This is a genomic window from Zetaproteobacteria bacterium, assembly GCA_003696765.1.
Taxonomy (GTDB): Bacteria; Pseudomonadota; Zetaproteobacteria; order Mariprofundales; family J009; genus RFFX01.
On record RFFX01000036.1, the window covers coordinates 43,242 to 57,761 of the forward strand.

Annotated in this window: 11 protein-coding genes and 1 tRNA gene; 1 reads left to right on the top strand and 11 read right to left on the bottom strand. The window is 66.8% G+C overall.

What is annotated here, in order from left to right; all coding sequences use genetic code 11:
• Positions 1 to 74: 74 nt before the first annotated feature.
• Positions 75 to 1,832 carry a long-chain fatty acid--CoA ligase gene (locus D6682_03535; protein ID RMH51796.1) on the top strand — a complete coding sequence of 586 codons (1,758 nt, stop codon included), beginning with the start codon at positions 75 to 77 and terminating at the stop codon, positions 1,830 to 1,832.
• On the opposite strand, the gene rpoC is transcribed toward D6682_03535, so the two are convergent.
• The 11 genes from rpoC to D6682_03590 all read right to left on the bottom strand — a co-directional run.
• Positions 1,829 to 5,995, bottom strand: coding sequence for a DNA-directed RNA polymerase subunit beta' (gene rpoC / locus D6682_03540; GenBank protein RMH51797.1), 4,167 nt, complete (start codon positions 5,993 to 5,995; stop codon positions 1,829 to 1,831). The genes D6682_03535 and rpoC overlap by 4 nt on opposite strands.
• Before the next feature lie 3 nt (positions 5,996 to 5,998).
• The gene (gene rpoB / locus D6682_03545; protein RMH51798.1) at positions 5,999 to 10,096 is read right to left on the bottom strand and encodes a DNA-directed RNA polymerase subunit beta; all 4,098 of its coding nucleotides are present in this window, start codon (positions 10,094 to 10,096) and stop codon (positions 5,999 to 6,001) included.
• Positions 10,097 to 10,356: 260 nt separating this feature from the next.
• Entirely contained in the window at positions 10,357 to 10,731 is a 375-nt protein-coding gene (locus D6682_03550; protein ID RMH51810.1) for a 50S ribosomal protein L7/L12, read from the bottom strand.
• A gap of 80 nt (positions 10,732 to 10,811) precedes the next feature.
• A complete protein-coding gene (locus tag D6682_03555; GenBank protein RMH51799.1) occupies positions 10,812 to 11,339 on the bottom strand; it encodes a 50S ribosomal protein L10 in 528 nt (175 codons plus the stop codon).
• A 412-nt stretch (positions 11,340 to 11,751) separates the two neighbouring features.
• Positions 11,752 to 12,441 carry a 50S ribosomal protein L1 gene (locus D6682_03560; protein RMH51800.1) on the bottom strand — a complete coding sequence of 230 codons (690 nt, stop codon included), beginning with the start codon at positions 12,439 to 12,441 and terminating at the stop codon, positions 11,752 to 11,754.
• 2 nt (positions 12,442 to 12,443) lie between these two features.
• On the bottom strand, positions 12,444 to 12,881 hold the full coding sequence (gene rplK / locus D6682_03565; protein ID RMH51801.1) for a 50S ribosomal protein L11: 438 nt from the start codon (positions 12,879 to 12,881) through the stop codon (positions 12,444 to 12,446).
• A gap of 134 nt (positions 12,882 to 13,015) precedes the next feature.
• Complete coding sequence (nusG, locus tag D6682_03570) at positions 13,016 to 13,540, bottom strand: transcription termination/antitermination protein NusG (protein RMH51811.1); 525 nt, start codon at positions 13,538 to 13,540, stop codon at positions 13,016 to 13,018.
• A gap of 23 nt (positions 13,541 to 13,563) precedes the next feature.
• On the bottom strand, positions 13,564 to 13,752 hold the full coding sequence (gene secE / locus D6682_03575) for a preprotein translocase subunit SecE (protein RMH51802.1): 189 nt from the start codon (positions 13,750 to 13,752) through the stop codon (positions 13,564 to 13,566).
• Between the two features lie 273 nt (positions 13,753 to 14,025).
• Positions 14,026 to 14,101: transfer RNA gene (locus tag D6682_03580), tRNA-Trp, on the bottom strand.
• A gap of 51 nt (positions 14,102 to 14,152) precedes the next feature.
• Positions 14,153 to 14,305: a 50S ribosomal protein L33 gene (gene rpmG / locus D6682_03585; GenBank protein ID RMH51803.1), complete on the bottom strand. Its 153-nt coding sequence runs from the start codon at positions 14,303 to 14,305 to the stop codon at positions 14,153 to 14,155.
• 112 nt (positions 14,306 to 14,417) lie between these two features.
• A partial coding sequence (locus tag D6682_03590; GenBank protein RMH51812.1) for a hypothetical protein occupies positions 14,418 to 14,520 on the bottom strand: 103 nt, incomplete at its 5' end.

Consider the following 14,520-nt stretch of genomic DNA (forward strand, 5'->3'; position numbering starts at 1 on the left):
AAGAAGCCGGCATCCGCGACCAGGATGGTTGCGCAGCAGATCGGCCGCCTGCGCAGGGCGGAGATGGCGGTGTCATGCAGGAGATGCGGCGATACCGCTGCCTGAGCGACCTGCTCTTCTCCCTCCCGCAGGCGTGGCACGGCCGACCGCTCCTCTACGACCGGACGGAGGATGGGGCCTGGCGCAGCCACAGCATCCAGGCGGTACAGCAGGCGGTGCGACGGCTGGCCTGCTGGCTGGAGCGGCGGGGGATCCGCCCCGGCGACCGCATCGGCCTGCTGGCCGCCAACGCCCCCGCCTGGTGCATCGCCGACTTCGCCATCCTCCATCTGGGCGCGGTGACGGTTCCCGCCTACACCACCGATCCGGCGGAGCGGGTCACCGAACAGTTTCGCGACGCCGGCTGCCGGCTGATCATCGTCGACCCCGGCACCCAGCAGGAGAAGCTGCACGCGCTGCGCGACCTGCCGCACCTGTCGACGGAGGCCATCCCCCGGATCACCGCCGATGCGACACTCGATCCCGGCCCCGCCATCCCGCCGCCCGGGCGCGACGACCTGGCCACGCTGATCTACACCTCCGGCACCACCGGCGCGAGCAAGGGGGTGATGCTCACCCACGGCAACATCCTCGCCGACATCGCTGCAGCCCGAGCCGCGGTACCGGTCGGCCCGCGCGATTGCATGCTCTCCTTTCTGCCGCTCTCCCACGCCTTCGAGCGGAGCGTGGGCCAGTTCCTCGCCGTCGCCGCAGGCTGCCGAATCGCCTACGCCGAATCGATCACCACCCTCGAACGCGACATGACCGAGGTCCGCCCCACCATCCTGCTGACCGTCCCCCGACTGCTGGAACGGATCCACACCGCCGTACTCCGGCGGCTGGCCGCCCGGCCGGCGGTCGCCCGCCGCCTGTTCGACACCGCCCAGCGGCTCGGCCTGCGCCGCAGCCGACATCGGCTCCCGCCCCTGCTGCTCCCCTGCTGGTGGCTGCTCGACCGGGTCGTCCACCGACCGATCCGGGCGCGCATGGGTGGCAGGCTGCGGCTGCTGGTCTGCGGCGGCGCGCCGCTCGACCCCGAGATCGGGCGTTTCGCACTCGCTGCCGGCATCCCGCTGCTGCCCGGCTACGGTCTGAGCGAATGCGCACCGGTGGTCAGCGTCAACCGACCTGGCGCGGTCGATCCCGAGAGCGTCGGTCCGCCGCTGCCCGGGGTGGAGCTGCGTATCGCCGACGACGGCGAGCTGATGATCCGCGGAGCGATGGTGATGCGCGGCTACTGGAGGCGTCCGGAGGAGACGGCTCGGGTACGCGATCCGGAGGGGTGGCTGCACAGCGGCGATCTGGGATTCCTCGACGAGAAGGGTCACCTGCACATCCGCGGCCGCAAGAAGGAGCTGATCGTGCTCTCCAACGGCGAGAACATCGCTCCTGTGCCCATCGAGCAGCGGATCGCTCGCGATCCCTGCATCGATCAGGTGCTCATCGCCGGCGACGGGCGCCCGTGGCTGATCGCCCTTGTGGTCTGCAGCGCAGAAGGCCGAAGCCGGATGGCGCGCGAGGGGGTGAAGGATGCGGCGGCGTGGATGACGGAGCGGATCGACCGCACGGCCGCCCCCCACCTGCCCCACTACGCCCGGATCCGCGGCTGTCTGATCTGCGACGTTCCGTGGAGCCAGGACAACGGGCTGTGCACCCCGACCGGCAAATACCGGCGCGGGCGCATCCTCGCCCGCCACCGTCGGGAGATCGACGCCCTCTACGCCCGGATCGCCCACACCCCACCCCCCCGCCGGGGAGGAGGAGACGGACACACGGGGGACGAAGGGGGCTAGAGCTCCGCTTCCGGCGCCTCCTGCCCCTCCGCCGGCGCGGAGGAGGCTTCCTCCTCCGGCTCGGGCTCCGCGCGGCGAGAAACCGCCGCCATGCGCCGCTTGGCCAATCCGGTACCGGCCGGAAGCAGACGCCCGAGGATCACGTTCTCCTTCAACCCCCGCAGCCAATCTTCCTTGCCGGCCAGCGCCGCTTCTGTGATCACCCGGGTGGTCTCCTGGAAGGACGCGGCGGAGATGAAGGAGTCGGTATTGAGCGCCGACTTTGTGATCCCCATCAGGACGTGCTCGTAGCGGATCGGCGGCTTCCCCTCCGCCTCGAAGCGGCGGTTCATCTGCATCACATCGCGCCGCTCGACAAGATCGCCGACAATGAAATCGGAGGCGCCGGGGTCGGTCACCTGCACCTTGCGCATCATCTGGCGCACGATCACCTCGATGTGCTTGTCGTTGATCTTCACCCCCTGCAGGCGGTAGACCTCCTGCACCTCGTTGGTCAGATACTTGGCCAACTCCTCGATCCCCAGCACCTGCAGGATGTCCTGCGGCGCGGGCGCCCCCTCCATCAGGAGGTCGCCGCGGCGGACGCGATCCCCCTCCTGCACGATGATGTGGCTCCCCTTGGGGATCTGGTACTCGACCGACTCCCGGGCCGGATCGTCGGGCTGGATCAACACCCGGCGTTTGCCTCGGATGTCCTTGCCGAAGGCGATGGTGCCATCGCAGCTGGCGATAAAGGCGAGGTTCTTCGGCTTACGCGCCTCAAGCAGCTCCACCACCCGCGGCAGGCCGCCGGTGATGTCGCGCGTCTTGGTGGTCTCCCGCGGCAGGCGAGCGAGCACGTCACCGGCGCGGACCTCCTGCCCATCCTCCACCGCCAGGATGGCTCCGGGCGAGAGGAAGTAGCGTGCCGGCAGGCGGGTGCGCTCGATCAACACCGGCTCCCCCTCCGGGTCCGCCGGATCGACGATCTGCATCTGCGGCTGCAGCTTGGTTCTGCGCGAATCCTGCAGCTGGATCACCACCCGGTTGGAGAGCCCGGTCACCTCGTCGGTCTCGTCGCGCACCGTCTTGCCGGGGATCAGGTCGACGTGACGCGCCACGCCGTCCACCTCGGAGATCAGCGGCATCACGTAGGGATCCCACTCGACCAACCGCTGCCCCGGGGTAACGGTGTCGCCCTCGGCGACCAGCAGCCGCGAGCCGTAGGGAACGCGATGACGCTCGATCTCCTTGCCCTGGGCGTCGCATACCCGCACCTCGGCATGGCGGTTGATCACCAACCGCTCGCCGTTGCGGTCGCGCACGTCGACCATGTCGGCGAAGCGCACCGTGCCGCTGAAGCGGGCGTCGACGAAGGCCTGCTCGGCCGCACGGGAGGCGGTGCCGCCGACGTGGAAGGTGCGCATGGTCAGCTGCGTGCCCGGCTCACCGATCGACTGGGCGGCGATCACCCCCACCGCCTCGCCGACCGAGACCAGCCGGCCCGTGGCCAGATCGCGCCCGTAGCACTGCGCGCAGACCCCGTCGGGCGACTCGCAGGTGAGCACCGAGCGGATCTTCACCGTCTCGATCCCCGCCTCCTCGATCTTCCGCGCCACATCCTCGTTGAGCAGCGTCCCGCCGGGGACGATCTCCTCACCACTCACCGGATCGACCGCCGGCTCCAGCAGCACCCGGCCGAGCACCCGCTCGGAGAGGGGTTCGATCACCTCCCCCCCCTCAACCAGGGCCGAGTATTCGATCCCCCGACTGGTGCCGCAATCCTCCTCGCGCACCACCGCATCCTGCGCCACGTCGACCAGGCGGCGGGTGAGGTAGCCGGAGTTGGCGGTCTTCAGCGCCGTATCGGCCAGCCCCTTGCGGGCGCCGTGGGTGGAGATGAAGTACTGCAACACCGTCAATCCCTCACGGAAGTTGGCGGTGATCGGCGTCTCGATGATCGATCCGTCCGGCTTGGCCATCAGGCCGCGCATGCCGGCGAGCTGGCGGATCTGCTGCGCCGAACCGCGGGCACCGGAGTCGGCCATCATGTAGATCGGGTTGAACGACTTGCCCTTCTCCCGCTTGTTACCGTCGGGGCTGACCCACTCGGCGGCGGAGAGGGTCTCCATCATCACCCGGGCCACCTTGTCGGTGGTGTTGGTCCAGAGGTCGACCACCTTGTTGTAGCGCTCGCCGGCGGTGATCAGCCCGTCGGCATACTGCTGCTCCACCGCCCGCACCTCCTGTTCGGTGGCGCGTACCAGCTGCTGCTTCTCCTCCGGCACGATCACGTCGCCCAGGCCGAATGAGGCGCCGGAGAGGGTGGCGTACTGGTAGCCGAACTCCTTGAGGCGGTCGGCGAAGAGCACCGTCGCCTTGGGGCCGGCCTGGCGATAGCTCTCCTCGATCAGGCCAGCCACCTCCTTTTTGGTCAAGACGCGGTTGATCCGGGAGAAATCGATCTCCTCCGGCAGGATGGTCGAGAGGATCGCCCGCCCCACCGTGGTCTGCTCCAGCCGGCCGCGGATACGGCAGGTGATCCGGCTGTGCACCGACACCGCGCCGGCGTCGAGCGCACGCGCCGCCTCATCCGGCGAGGCGAACCGCATCCCCTCACCCCTGGCGAAGGGCTTCTCACGGGTCATGTAGTAGATGCCGAGGATCATATCCTGCGTCGGCACGATCACCGGCTTGCCGGTGGCCGGCGAGAGGATGTTGTTGGTGCTCATCATCAGGGTGCGCGCCTCCATCTGTGCCTCGACGGAGAGCGGAATATGCACCGCCATCTGGTCGCCGTCGAAGTCGGCGTTGAAGGCGGTACAGACCAGCGGATGGAGCTGGATCGCCTTGCCCTCGATGAGCAGCGGTTCAAACGCCTGGATCCCCAGCCGGTGGAGCGTCGGCGCACGGTTGAGCAATACTGGATGTTCGCGGATCACCTCGGCCAGGATGTCCCACACCTCGGGGATCCCCTGCTCGACCAGCTTCTTCGACTGTTTGATGGTGCTGGAGAGGCCGCGCTCCTCCAGCTTGTTGAAGATGAAGGGCTTGAACAGCTCCAGCGCCATCTTCTTGGGCAGACCGCACTGATGGAGCTTGAGGTTGGGCCCGACCACGATCACCGAACGGCCGGAGTAGTCGACTCGCTTGCCGAGCAAGTTCTGGCGGAAGCGCCCCTGCTTGCCCTTGATGATGTCGGAGAGCGACTTGAGCGGGCGGCGGTTGTTGCCGGTGATCGGCTTGGAGCGGCGGGAGTTGTCGAGCAGCGCGTCGACCGCCTCCTGCAGCATCCGCTTCTCGTTGCGGGTGATGATCTCCGGCGCATTGAGCTCGAGCAGGCGGCGCAGACGGTTGTTGCGGTTGATCACCCGGCGGTAGAGGTCGTTGAGGTCGGAGGTGGCGAAGCGACCGCCGTCGAGCGGAACCAGCGGCCGGATCTCCGGCGGCAGCACCGGGATCACCTCGAGGATGACCCACTCCGGCCGGTTGCCCGAGCCGATCATCGCCTCGATGGTCTTCAGCCGCTTGGTCAGCTTGGTCAGCTTGGTCACCGCCTTGGTGGCGGCGATCTGCGCCCGCAGCGACTGCCGCTCCTCCTCAAGGTCGATGCTGGCCAGCATCTCGCGGATCGCCTCCGCCCCCATGCCGACGCGGAACTCTTCGCCATACTCCTCGAAGGCGTCGATGTACTCCTCCTCGGTCAACACCTGATACTGGTCGAGGCTGGTCAGACCGGGATCGAGCACCACGTAGGACTCGAAGTAGAGGATCCGCTCCAGCTCCTTGAGCGTCTTGTCGAGCAGCAGGCCGATGCGCGAGGGGAGGCTCTTGAGGAACCAGATGTGGGCCACCGGCGCGGCCAGTTCGATGTGGCCCATCCGCTCGCGCCGCACCTTGGACTGGATCACCTCGACGCCGCACTTCTCGCACACCACCCCACGGTGCTTGAGCCGCTTGTACTTGCCGCACAGGCACTCGTAGTCCTTGATCGGGCCGAAGATCTTGGCGCAGAAGAGCCCGTCCCGCTCCGGCTTGAAGGTGCGGTAGTTGATCGTCTCCGGCTTCTTGATCTCCCCGTAGGACCAGGAACGGATCTTCTCCGGACTGGCCAGCGAAACCCGCAACCCATCGAAGTCATCGATGGAGGATGGCTTCCGGAACATGTTCAGCAGTTCTTGCATCGCTTACTCCCCGCCGACATCCGATTTCTTGATCGTCGTCATGTCGATGCCCAGAGCATTCAACTCCTTGCGCATCACGTTGAACGACTCCGGAATCCCGGTCTCGAAGGCGAGGTCGCCGCGCACGATCGACTCGTACATGCGGGTGCGGCCGGCGACATCGTCCGACTTGACCGTCAGCATCTCCTGCAGCACATGGGCGGCGCCGTAGGCCTCCAGCGCCCACACCTCCATCTCGCCGAAGCGCTGCCCGCCGAAGAGCGCCTTGCCGCCCAGCGGCTGCTGGGTGACCAGCGAGTAGGGGCCGGTGGAACGGGCGTGGATCTTCTCGTCCACCAGATGGTGCAGCTTGAGGATGTACATGTAGCCGACGGTGACGGGGCTGTCGAACGGCTCGCCGGTCATGCCGTCGTAGAGGATCATCTGGCCATCCTCCGGCTGACCGGCCAGGGCCAGCATACGCTTGAGCTCCCGCTCGCCGGCACCATCGAAGGCGGGGGAGGCGACGGGAACGCCGTCGGTGAGGCGGGAGGCCATCCCGGTCACCTCCTCGTCGGTGAGGCCGCGGATCCGTTCCACTGCGGCGCGATCCTCGGCATAGATCTCGCACAGGAAGTCGCGCAGCTCCGCCGCCGGCCGCTGCGCCTCGAGCATCGCCTCGATCTTGCGCCCCAGCTCACTCGCCGCCAGCCCCATGTGGACCTCGAAGATCTGGCCGATGTTCATGCGTGAGGGCACACCGAGCGGGTTGAGGCAGATGTCGATCGATCGGCCGTCGGCCGTGTAGGGCATGTCCTCCTCCGGCACGATGATCGAGATCACCCCCTTGTTGCCGTGGCGGCCGGCCATCTTGTCGCCCGGCTGCAGCTTGCGCTTGACCGCGACGAAGACCTTGACCACCTTGATCACGCCCGGCTTGAGCTCGGAGCCCTCGCGCACCTTGCCCACCTTGGCCTCGAAGTTGGCCTCCAGCCGGGCCCGCTCCTTGTCCAGGGCGTCGAGGATCGCCGCCGCCTCGCTGTTGACCGCATCCTCCTCGACCGACACCGCGGCCAGCTCGCGCAGCGACAGACCGTCGAGGTACTCCCGGGTCAGGGGATCGCCCTTCTTCAGCCCCTTGGCGCGCACCGCCATCCGCCCCGCAAACAGCCCGATCAACCGCATGCGGGTGTTGGACTCCAGAATCCGACGCGCCTGCTCCTTGTCGGAGTAGAGCGCCTCGATCTCCTCCTCCTCGATCGCCTTGGTCCGCTCATCCTTCTCGTCGCCGCGGCGGTTGAAGATCTGCACATCGACCACCACACCCTCTTCACCCGGCTTGACCCGCAGCGAGGTGTCACGCACGTCGCTGGCCTTCTCGCCGAAGATGGCGCGCAGCAGCTTCTCCTCCGGTGAGAGCTGGGTCTCCCCCTTGGGGGTGATCTTCCCCACCAGGATGTCGCCGGGCTTCACCTCGGCGCCGACGTAGGCCACCCCCGACTCGTCGAGGTGGCGCAGCGCCTCCTCACTGACATTGGGGATGTCACGGGTGATCTCCTCGTCGCCCAGCTTGGTCTGACGGGCGACGCACTCGAACTCCTCGATGTGGATCGAGGTGTAGACGTCGTCCTTGACCAGCCGCTCGGAGATGACGATGGCGTCCTCGAAGTTGTAGCCGCGCCACGGCATGAGCGCCACCAGCACGTTGCGCCCCAGAGCCAGCTCCCCGGCATCGGTGCAGGGGCCGTCGGCGATCACCTCGCCGCGGGAGACCTCCTGGCCGACGGTGACCAACGGCTTCTGGTTGAAGCAGGTATTCTGGTTGGAGCGGCGGTACTTGAACAGCCGGTAGATATCCACACCCGGCTCCCCATCGCGCTGCTCGGCGGCATCGACCCGCACCACGATGCGGCCGGCGTCGACATACTCCACCACGCCGCTGCGGCGGCAGACGATGGTCACGCCGGAGTCGCGCGCCACCACCGACTCCATGCCGGTGCCGACCAGCGGCTTCTCACTCCTGAGCAGCGGCACGCCCTGACGCTGCATGTTGGCCCCCATCAGCGCGCGGTTGGCGTCGTCGTGCTCGAGGAACGGGATCAGCCCGGAGGAGACGGAGACCACCTGCGAGGGAGAGACATCCATGTAGTGGATCTGATCGGGCGCGGCCATGATGAACTCGCCATCCTTGCGGCATTGGATGGAGTCGGCGGCGAACCGCCCCTCCTCGTCCAGCGGCGCATTGGCCTGGGCGATCACCAACCCCGCCTCGTCGATGGCCGACAGGTAGGTCACCTCGCGCAGCACCCGGCCCTTCTCCACCTTGCGGTAGGGGGTCTGGATGAAGCCGAACTCGTCGACCCTGGCATAGGAGGCGAGCGAGTTGATCAGGCCGATGTTCGGCCCCTCGGGGGTCTCGATCGGACACATGCGGCCGTAGTGGGTGGGATGGACGTCGCGCACCTCGAAACCGGCCCGCTCGCGCGAGAGGCCGCCGGGACCGAGCGCCGACAACCGCCGCTTGTGGGCCACCTCGGAGAGGGGGTTGGTCTGATCCATGAACTGGGAAAGCTGCGACGAACCGAAGAACTCCTTGACCGCGGCGATCAACGGGCGGGAGTTGACCACATCCGAGGGCATCGCCTCGAGCAGATCGGTCGACCCCAGCCGCTCGCGGCAGGCGCGCTCCATCCGCACCAGACCCACACGCACCTGGTTCTCCAGCAACTCGCCGACCGAGCGCAGCCGCCGGTTGCCCAGATGGTCGATGTCGTCCACCTCGCCGATACCGTCGCGCAGCTTGAGCAGCACGTCGAGCGTCTTCAGGATGTCCTCGACCCGCAGTACGCCGTGGTCGAGCGGCACCTCCTCGTCGGAGATGCCCAGGCGGCTGTTGAGCTTCATCCGGCCGACGCGGGAGAGATCGTAGCGGCCGGGATCGAAGAACATCGACTCGAACAGCGATTTGGCGGTCTCCACCGTCGGCGGCTCGCCGGGGCGCATCATGCGGTAGATCTCGACCTGCGCCTCCTCCTTGCTCTGCACCATATCCATGCGCAGGGTGTTCGACAGCCACGGACCGCGCACCGCCGGATCGATCAACAGGCAGGAGATCTGCTCCACCCCGGCCTCGCGCAGGGCGGCGGCGGCACCGCCGTCCAGCTCCTGGTTGTAGTCGTAGAGCCGTTCACCGCCGGCGATCACCACCGGCTCGGCGATCACCGCACCGGCGAGCTGCTCGTCGGGAAGATCGAGCCACTCCACGCCGGCATCGGCCAGCTTGCGCAGCGCCATGCGCGTGATCTTCTTGCCTTCGGCCACCAACCGGCGCCCATCGAGCGTGATATCGACCGGGGCCCGGCAGCCGAGCAGCCGATCGGGATCGATCTTCAGCTGCACCCCCCCCTCGGGGCTGATGCGGTAGGTGATGCGATCGTAGAAGCGCTCCAGGATCTCCGGCAGGGTCAGCCCGAGCGCCTTGAGCAGGATGCCCACCGGCATCTTGCGCCGCAGGTCGAGGCGGAAGTGGAGGATGTCGCGGACATCGAACTCGAAATCGATCCACGAACCGCGGTATGGGATGATCCGCCCCTTGAAGAGATACTTGCCGGAGGCATGCGACTTGCCGGAGTCATGACTGAAAAAGGCGCCGGGAGAGCGGTGCATCTGGGAGACGATCACCCGCTCGGTACCGTTGATGATGAATGAGCCGTGGTCGGTCATCAGCGGGATCTCTCCCATGTAGACCGACTGGTCGCGCACCTCGCGCACCTTACGCTTGCCCGGCTTGCCCGAATCGACGTCGAAAATCTTCAGCCGCAGCTTGACCTTGACCGGCAGCGCATAGGTCAGATCACGCCGCCAGCACTCGTCGATATCATAGCGGGGCGGGGCATACTCCAGCCCGAGAAACTCCAGCTCAGCGTGACCGCCGTAATCACGGATCGGAAAGACGCTGCGGAAGACCCGGGCCAACCGGGAATCGTTGATCGCCTCCTCACCACCGCCGACACCGAGGAACTCGCGGTAGGAGTCCACCTGCACGCCGAGCATGTTCGGCATCTCGATAACCGGATCGATGGTGCCGTAATCCTTGCGAATACGTTGTACTGTCGAAGCCATGTCGCCCCCGAGAAATGGTCAGTCGCCGCACGGCCGAAGCGGCCGCGTACATCCGGAGGTTGCACACGCAACCAACGGATTGGTAAGGGAATCAATCACTCCGCGCGCCGGCGCCCCATCCACCGTACGAAGCGCGGCGGATGAAGCGACGACACCACCTCCCGGCCCAGGCCGGGAGGTGGTGTCGCGCGGTGCAGGAGCACCACACCGGCGGCGGCATCCGGGAGCACAACGCCCCCGGATGCACTGCTGAGGCAGGGTTACTTGACCTCGACGGTCGCGCCTGCATCCTCCAGCTTGCTCTTGAGGCTCTCGGCCTCCTCCTTGGAGACCCCCTCCTTGACCGGCTTCGGCGCACCGTCGACCAGCGCCTTGGCCTCCTTCAGCCCCAGGCCGGTGATCTCGCGCACCGCCTTGATCACCTGGATCTTCTTGGCGCCGGCCGAGGCCAGGATCACGTCGAACTCGGTCTGCTCCTCGGCCGCCTCCTCGCCGCCGCCTGCGGCCGGGGCCGCCGCAACCGCCACCGGTGCAGCGGCGGAGACGCCGAACTTCTCCTCCAGCGCGCTGACCAGCTCGGAGAGCTCGAGCACGGTCATCTTCTCGATTGCTTCGATCAATTCTTCTTTGGTGATTGCCATGGTTGGTTGTCAGCTCCTCTTGCGTGGGATTGGTTTCTGCATCGATCGTTGATGTGTGAAAGGAAAGAGTGGAATCAGGCCGGCTCGGCCGCCCGTTTCTGATCCCGGATGGCCGCCAGCGCGCGCACGAACGAGGCCGGAACCTCGCCGAGCACACGGACGAATCCGCTGATCGGCGCCTGCATGCTGCCCAACAGCTTGGCCAGCAAGACCTCCCGCGACGGCAGCGAGGCCAGCGCGGTGATCTGCGCCGCATCGATCAGCTTGCCGTCGAGCACGCCGCCCCGGACCACGAGCGCCTCGTGTTCCTTGGCGAAATCGGCAATCGCCTTGGCCATCGCCACCGGATCGTCGCCGCAGGCCACGGCGATCGGCCCGGAGAAGAGCGGCTCGGCGGCGGCAAACCCGGTCTCCCGGGCGGCCCGACGCGCCAGCGTATTCTTCACCACCCGGAACGAGATCCCCGCATCGTGCAATGCGCGGCGCAGGGCGCCCGACTCGGCGACCGACAACCCACGGTAGTGCACGACGACACCCGCGGAGGCTCGGGACCACTCGGCATGCAGTGCATCGACAAGCTCTCGCTTCTGCTCGCGATTCATACATCCCCCTTGCTCCTGGTTTCTGACCCGTTCGAACGGCGGCAGAAGACGAAAGCGCACACGACGCCGGCGGGTTCCGCAAGAGGGCCGATCCACCCCGCGCCGATCGCCGCGCGGATCCGACACCATCCCCTCACAGGGACCTTGCGCAATCGCAACAAGTGAGCTCCACTTCCGTCTATGCCGGATGGCCGCCGTACCCCCGACGGCCGATTACGCGACCGGCGTCGCTCCCGCAGTCTCGGACGGATCGCATCGACCGCGACCAGCGGCCGATGGAGTTTCGATGGTTTCAGCCGAAACCATCATGCCGGCCTCTGGCGAAACCGGCATCCGCGGCCGAGCGGCCGCACAAACCCGGAGGGTTGCGCGAGGAAACATCCGGGCTTGTAAGGAAATCTATAAAACGCGCCTAGATCGAGCCGGGATCGACCCGTACCCCGGGGCCCATGGTCGAGGAGAGGACCACCCCCTTGATGTAGCGCCCCTTGGCCGCCGCCGGCTTCATCCGGTTGAGCTCGCCGACCAGATGCTCGACATTCTCCACCAGCTTCTCCGCCTCGAACGAGCGCCGGCCGACCGGTGCATGGATCACGCCCGCCTTGTCCACCCGCACCTCGATGCGCCCGGCCTTGATCTCTCGAACCACCCGGGCCACATCCATGGTCACCGTGCCCAGCTTGGGGTTGGGCATCAAGCCGCGCGGCCCGAGGATCCGGCCGATCCGGCCGACCAGCGCCATCATCTCCGGCGTGGCCACCACCCGGTCGAACTCGAGAAAGCCCTCCTTCTGCACCCGCTCGACCAGCTCCTCCGCACCGACCACGTCGGCGCCGGCGGACTCCGCCTCTTCCGCCTTGGCCCCGCGGGCGAAGACCGCCACACGCACCTCCTTGCCGGTACCGTGCGGCAGGGCGACCGATCCGCGCACCATCTGATCGGCATGGCGCGGATCGACGCCGAGCTGCACGGCGACATCCACCGACTCGTCGAACGCGACCCGAGGCATCCCGGCGATCAGCGCCACCGCCTCGGCCAGCGAAACCGGCTTGGCGGGCAGCTGCGCCCGTGCCGCCTGCATCCGCTTGCTCAGCCTGGCCATCGCTACGCCTCCATCCCCTCGATCTCCAGCCCCATGGAACGGGCGGTCCCGGCGACGATCCGCATCCCGGCATCCAGATCGTAGCAGTTGAGATCGGGCATCTTGGTGGTGGCGATCTCACGGATCTGGTCGGCGGTCACCTTGCCCACCTTCTTCTTGTTGGGCTCGGCGCTCCCCTTGTCGATACCGGCCGCCTTCTTGAGCAACACCGCCGCCGGCGGCGTCTTGATCACGAAATCGAAGGATTTGTCCTGATAGACGGTGATCACCACCGGCAGGGCGATCCCCTGCTCCATATCCTGCGTCCGGGCGTTGAACGCCTTGCAGAACTCCATGATGTTCACCCCCGCCTGACCCAGGGCCGGGCCGACCGGCGGGGCGGGATTGGCCTTGCCTGCAGGCACCTGCAGCTTGACCAGCTTCTCTACCTTTTTCGCCATAACGCTCTGTTACCCGCTTCGTCCGGCGGATCGCCCATCCTGGCGCTCCACCGTTGTCCGCCCGCCGCAGCAGGCTACCACCCTGCGGTGGTGGCATCCGCCTCCGTGCGGATGGATGCCGCGCGCTCCCCGCGCTACCCCTTGGAGACCTGGCCGAAATCGAGCTCCACCGGAGTGGGACGGCCAAAGATGCTGACGCTGACCACCAGCTTGCCGGTATCTTCGTGCACCTCCTCGACCACACCATTGAACGAGGCGAACGGGCCATCGGTCACCCGCACCTCCTCACCCACCTCGAAGAGCACCTTCATCCGGGGCCGCTCGATCCCCTCCTCGATCTGCTTCTTGAGCGCATCGATCTCACTCTGGGCCATCGGCCGCGGACGGCCGGCGGAGCCGATGAACCCGATGACGTTGCGCGTGCCGTTGACCACGTGCCAGGTCTCATCAGTCATCTCCATCTCGACCAGCACGTAGCCGGGGAAGAACTTCCGCTGCGTGGTGGTCTTCTGGCCATTCTTCAGCTCGACCACATCTTCGCGCGGCACCAGCACCTCGCCGCACTTGTCGGCCAACCCCGACTTGGCGATCCGCTCGCGAATCGCCTCGGCCGCCTTGTCCTCGGCGCCGGAATAGGCCTGAACCGCATACCATCGCATCCTGGACGCCGCCTCCGCCAATCTCAGATCACCTGCCGCACGGCCCAGCCGAGCACGGAATCGACCACCCACAGGAACAGCGCCACCAACAGTACCATCACCACCACCATGGCGGTGGCCTGCACCGTCTCGCGCCGATCGGGCCAGACCACCTTGCGAACCTCGACCTGGACCTCACGGTAGTACTTGCGGAGATCCGCCATTCCCATCATTGGTGATCGGAGCGCAAAAAGTCCCTCCATGGACGTTTTGCTCGGCGGGAATCGAAGAGCGCGGTCTTCGATTCCCTTACAAATCCGTAGGTTGCATGCGCAACCTCCGGAGTTGCGCGGCCGTCCTGACCGCGGCTGCCGGCTTCTTGCGAAGCCGTCATGGATGATTGAATCGCAACACGTCCCTCCATGGACGTTTCGCCCGACGGGAATCGAGGTGCGTACCCTCGATTCCCCTACGAAATCCGCCTCTTGCGAAACCGCCCCCGAAAGTGGCAGGCCAGGAGGGACTCGAACCCCCAACCGCCGGTTTTGGAGACCGGTGCTCTACCAGTTGAACTACTGGCCTATCCCATGATCGAATCGCAAAAAGTCCATGAACGGACTTTTTGCGATTCGATCATACCTTGGTCTCTTTGTGCTCGGTATGCTTCCGGCACCATGGGCAATACTTGCGCAACACCAGCTTGTCGCTCATGGTGCGCTTGTTCTTGTCGGTGGTGTAGTTGCGCCGTTTGCACGACGTACATGCCAATGCCAGCAAATCCCGCATCTTCCCTTCTCCGCTGCCGCCCCGACCCGGAGGCGGCGGAATCGTCCATGGCCGCACGAAAGAGGCCGGCGCCCGCCAGGCGTCGCCGGCCTCCCCAACCGCGCGCCAGGTGCTACTCGATGATCTCGGTGACCACGCCGGCACCGACGGTGCGCCCGCCCTCGCGGATGGCGAAGCGCAGCTCCTTGTCCATCGCGATCGGCGTCAAGAGCGTC

Excerpts from the sequence above, each read along its gene's own strand:
- rplK (RMH51801.1), bottom strand. The coding sequence starts at position 12,881 with ATGGCGAAAAAGGTAGAGAAGCTGGTCAAGCTGCAGGTGCCTGCAGGC.
- rpmG (RMH51803.1), bottom strand. The coding sequence starts at position 14,305 with ATGCGGGATTTGCTGGCATTGGCATGTACGTCGTGCAAACGGCGCAAC.
- rpoC (RMH51797.1), bottom strand. The coding sequence starts at position 5,995 with ATGCAAGAACTGCTGAACATGTTCCGGAAGCCATCCTCCATCGATGAC.
- nusG (RMH51811.1), bottom strand. The coding sequence starts at position 13,540 with ATGCGATGGTATGCGGTTCAGGCCTATTCCGGCGCCGAGGACAAGGCG.
- D6682_03560 (RMH51800.1), bottom strand. The coding sequence starts at position 12,441 with ATGGCCAGGCTGAGCAAGCGGATGCAGGCGGCACGGGCGCAGCTGCCC.
- rpoB (RMH51798.1), bottom strand. The coding sequence starts at position 10,096 with ATGGCTTCGACAGTACAACGTATTCGCAAGGATTACGGCACCATCGAT.
- D6682_03555 (RMH51799.1), bottom strand. The coding sequence starts at position 11,339 with ATGAATCGCGAGCAGAAGCGAGAGCTTGTCGATGCACTGCATGCCGAG.
- secE (RMH51802.1), bottom strand. The coding sequence starts at position 13,752 with ATGATGGGAATGGCGGATCTCCGCAAGTACTACCGTGAGGTCCAGGTC.
- D6682_03535 (RMH51796.1), top strand. The coding sequence starts at position 75 with ATGCAGGAGATGCGGCGATACCGCTGCCTGAGCGACCTGCTCTTCTCC.